The organism is Pseudomonas brassicae (assembly GCF_010671725.1).
In the GTDB taxonomy this organism is placed as follows: Bacteria; Pseudomonadota; Gammaproteobacteria; order Pseudomonadales; family Pseudomonadaceae; genus Aquipseudomonas; species Aquipseudomonas brassicae.
The window spans coordinates 1-4044 of sequence record NZ_JAAHBU010000090.1; the positions used below are offsets into that span (position 1 = coordinate 1).

Consider the following 4044-nt stretch of genomic DNA (forward strand, 5'->3'; position numbering starts at 1 on the left):
CCAGCCGGCTTCTGCGCGCATGCCCGAGCAGTCGCCGGCAAACAGCCGGCGCGACACGTCGCCTGGTCGCGACCGAGGGCGCACACCAGGCCCAGGGCATTGAGGTAGGCAGTCATGGGGTGTTCTCGCTGGGCAGGGGGCTGACTAGATAACGCAGGCCCTGCTCCAGGTTCAAGCTGAACGAGGTCGATTGGCTATAGGTGACTGACCAACGGCTGCCCAGGCGCCGCTGGTTGCCCTGCTGCTGCGCCGTGGGGGTAGGCGCGCTGCAGCTCGGATTGCGGTGTGAGCGCGAACAGCAGCGCGGCGAACAGCTCGCGCGCGGCTGGATTGGGCGGCAACAGGCCGTCGGCCTGCCAGGTGCCGTCCTGCAGCAACTGGCGCGCCTGGGGCATGCCCAGCAGGTCGAGCAGCGACCAGCGCAGGCGTGCGTCTTCCTGCTGGATTACCAGTAGCCAGTCCTGGCGCTGGCCGGCCTGCTCGCGCTGCACGTGCAGTTGCATCGGCAAGGCCAGCGCCGGCAGTTGCGCGGGCAGCGGCGGGCGGGCGGTGCAACCGGCCAGCCAGGCGACGGCGAGCATCAGCAGCAGGCGTTTCATTCGGCGTGTGCCTGCAGCGGTTTGCGTGCCACCACGTTGACCAGGGTCTCTTCACGCTGGCCCACCGGCTTCGGTTTGCGCAGGCCGAAGCGTTCGAGCAGGCCGAAGTCGCTGGAGCGGCTCCACCACAGGTACGGGTACGAGACGTTCCGTGCGCCGAATTCGAAGCCTTGCTGGCGCAGCATGTCGAGGTAGCCCTCGGCGCTTTTCTGCACGTGCATGGGGTGGCGGAACAGCCAGCGGATCACCCAGGTGTCGATGTAGGCCTCGGTGGACTCGGCGAACAGCAGGTAGCCGCCGGGCTTGAGTACGCGCCAGAACTCGGCCAGGGCCTTGTCCTGTTCCACCAGGTGGTGGAAGGTCTGGTGGCAGAAGACCATGTCGACGCTGGCGTCCTCGAACTGCAAGGCGGCGCAGTCGCTACCTCGCAGTTCCACCTCCAGCCCCAGGCGACGGGCTTCGGCCGCGCTCAGCGCAAGGCTGTGCGGGTCGCATCGGTGCCCTGCAACTGCGCCGGGGCAAACACCTGCTGCAGGTACTGGAACGATTTGCCCTGGCCGCAGCCTACGTCCAGCACCACCGGTGCCTGCGGCGGTTCGCCGTCGAACAGCCCGCGCAGGTCGTTGATCGCCACCCGCAGCACATGGTGCTGCCAGGTGTGGCTGCGCAGGAACCAGAACCCGAAGCGGGTTTCCTCGACGTAGGTCTTGCTCAGGAAGGTCGACTCGCTCATGCCGACGGCCTTGCGCAGACCTGCGCCAGCATGCGCAGGCGCCGCTGCGGTTCGCTGACGAACGGATTGTTCATGTCCCAGGCGTAGCCGGCGAGGATCGAGCTGATCATGGCGCGGATTTCCGGCGAGCTGGCCGGGTGGTAGATCACGTCCTGGAAGCTGCCGTCATACCAGCCCTCGACGTAGGCGCGGAAGGTATCGACACCGCGCTTGAGCGGTTCGGCGAATTCCGTTTGCCAGTTCACCGCTGCGCCCTTGAGCTGGCGGTCGAGCAGGCCGGCGGCCATGCTTGCCGAGCGCATGGCGATGGTCACGCCCGAGGAGAATACCGGGTCGAGGAACTCGGCGGCGTTGCCCAGCAGGGCGAAGCCCGGCCCGTGCAGGCTTTTGACGTTGGCCGAGTAGCCGCCGATGGTGCGCGCCGGGGTGTCCCATACGGCGTTGGCCAGCACCTGCTGCAGGCTCGGGGTCTGTGCGACAAAGGCTTTCAGGCACTCGTCCAGGTCGGTGGGGGCCTGGGCAAAGTGCTCGGCCGCGGCCACCACGCCCAGCGAGCAACGGCCATCGCTGAACGGAATGGTCCAGAACCAGATGTCGCGCTTTTCGGGGTGGGTGGTGATGAGGATCTTGTCGCGGTCGAAGCCGGGGTGGTCGATGCGGTCTTCGATGTGGGTGAACACCGCCTGGCGCACCGGGAAATTCGACGGCGCCTCCAGGTCGAGCAGGCGCGGCAGTACGCGGCCGTAGCCACTGGCGTCGAGCACGAAGCCGGCCTCCACGGTGTATTGGCTGCCGTCCAGGCGGCGCACTTGCAAGCGTGGGCGCTGGCGCTCGAAGTCGGCGCTGACGATCTCTTCCTCATAGCGGATCTGCACGCCTTGCAGCGCGGCCTGGTCGGCCAGCAACTGGTCGAAGCGCGCGCGCTGTACCTGGAAGGTGGTCGGCCGACCCTTGCTGAAGGTCTCGCCGAAATCGAACGCGCTGTATTCCTCGCCCCAGGCGAAGGCGGCGCCGTTCTTGCGCTGGAAACCGGCTGCTTGGAGGGCGTCGAGCATGCCGGCTTCCTCGACGAAGTCGATGCAATGCGACAGCAGGCTCTCGCCGATGGAAAAGCGCGGGAAGCGCTGGCGCTCGATGATCAGCACATCATGGCCCTGGCGCTTGAGCAGGGCGCCGGCAATCGCGCCGGACGGGCCGGCACCGATGATCAGTACCGGGTGGTGTTGCAGTTCAGCGTTCGGCATGTGGCCTCCGTGCCGTAGGGACAGTCGTCAGGGGAGTGCGGTGCAGCCCGGCCAGCGCTGGCATCAGCGTGGCGACCAGGCTCATCAGCATCAGCGCGAAGTACAGCGCCGGGCTGATCAGGTGTTGTTGCAGCAGCAGGTTGAGGAACACGATCTCGCTCAACCCGCGAATATTCAGCAGCAGGCTCTCGCGCCATTTGCTTGCCCCTGGGAACGATGGCGTAGCCCAGCTCAGGCCCAGCCAGTTGCCGAGCAGCTTGCTGACGATCGGCGCCAGCAGCAGGGCACTCAGTTGCAGCGCATCGAAGCCTGCAGTACGTCGTGCAGGTCGATCTGCACGATGCCGAAGGTGAGGATCAGCGGGATCGCCACGCCGTTCTGCAAGCGCTTGATCCAGGTTGGGGGTAACGGCATGCGCAGGCTGATCTTGAGCCAGGCCATGCACGCCAGGTAGCCGATGCCGAAGATCAGCGCATTGAGCTTGTAGTGCTCGGCCACGAACAGCAGGGCGAAGAAGCTCAGGCTGTACACCTGCGGCTGGCGGATGCGCAACGCGTGCAGCAGCAGCGGCACGCCGGCGCCGAGCAGCGGCAGCAGCAGGCTCAGGGGCTTGAGGCTGCCCTGGGCGAGGCCGAACAGCAGCCAGCAGCTCAGGTCGATCAGGATCGCCGACTGCATCAGGCGGCGGGTGGCCGTTGGCGGGTAGTCGATATGGCGCAGGTACAGGTACAGCACCGGGATCGCGGTGATCGCGAACACCAGCCCCAGTGCCAGGGTAGTCAGCCAGGGCTGCTCGCCCAGCAGCCAGGTGCCGCAGGCCAGCCCGGCCGCGAACGGCACCAGAAAGCTTGGCAGCGCGATCTTCAGGCTCTGGCGGTCGAGCTTGAGTTCGACCACATCGCTGAGGATATGCCCCAGCAGCAGGGCGAAGCTGGCGCCATACAGGGTCTTGAGCCAGGTGGGTGCGATCAGCGCGGCGCCGCTGAGCTGCCAGTGCGGCTCGACCCACAGCAGCATCAGCAACGGCAGGCCGAGCGCGGCCAGCAGCAACTGGCTGACGATCGGGATCAGCCCCAGGCGCCGGCCCAGCTCGCTGGCGATGCCGAACAGTACCAGTGCGACTAACCAGAACAGCAGAACAGTCATGCGCTGACAGGCTCCTTGTCGGTGGCCGCCCACGGCGCGAGCAGGAAGCTGAAGGCCAGCCCGAGGCTGACCGCAAGGCCGAAATTGCTCACTGCCGGGGTGCCCGACACCGCCAGCAGGCCGAACGACAGCCAGGTGGTGGCGGCCGCCAGCAGGGTGCCGAGCAGGCTCACCGCGGCGCCGCCGATGCGTTCATGCATGAGGATCGCGTAATCCACGCTGATCGCCGTCACCAGCAGCAGCCCGAACAGGCTGAACAGGGTCAGCGGCTGCCCCAGCCAGCCGAGGCTGGCCAGGCTGCACAGCGCCGCCAGCAGCGGCA

The 4044-nt window shown here is 67.1% G+C and carries 1 protein-coding gene and 5 pseudogenes; all 6 read right to left on the reverse strand.

Features of this window, described 5'->3' with window-relative positions; all coding sequences use genetic code 11:
* Positions 1 to 116, reverse strand: a pseudogene (locus G3436_RS07495) (beta-ketoacyl-[acyl-carrier-protein] synthase II); the annotation flags it as partial.
* Positions 113 to 599: pseudogene (locus tag G3436_RS07500) on the reverse strand (hypothetical protein). The pseudogenes G3436_RS07495 and G3436_RS07500, both read right to left, overlap by 4 nt.
* A pseudogene (locus tag G3436_RS07505) lies at positions 596 to 1332 on the reverse strand (class I SAM-dependent methyltransferase). The pseudogenes G3436_RS07500 and G3436_RS07505 overlap by 4 nt, the downstream one beginning before the upstream one ends.
* Entirely contained in the window at positions 1329 to 2576 is a 1248-nt protein-coding gene (locus G3436_RS07510; RefSeq protein ID WP_163943097.1) for an NAD(P)/FAD-dependent oxidoreductase, read from the reverse strand. The pseudogene G3436_RS07505 and the gene G3436_RS07510 overlap by 4 nt, the downstream one beginning before the upstream one ends.
* Positions 2563 to 3722, reverse strand: a pseudogene (locus G3436_RS07515) (cation:proton antiporter). The gene G3436_RS07510 and the pseudogene G3436_RS07515 overlap by 14 nt, the downstream one beginning before the upstream one ends.
* A pseudogene (locus tag G3436_RS07520) lies at positions 3719 to 4044 on the reverse strand (hypothetical protein); the annotation flags it as partial. The pseudogenes G3436_RS07515 and G3436_RS07520, both read right to left, overlap by 4 nt.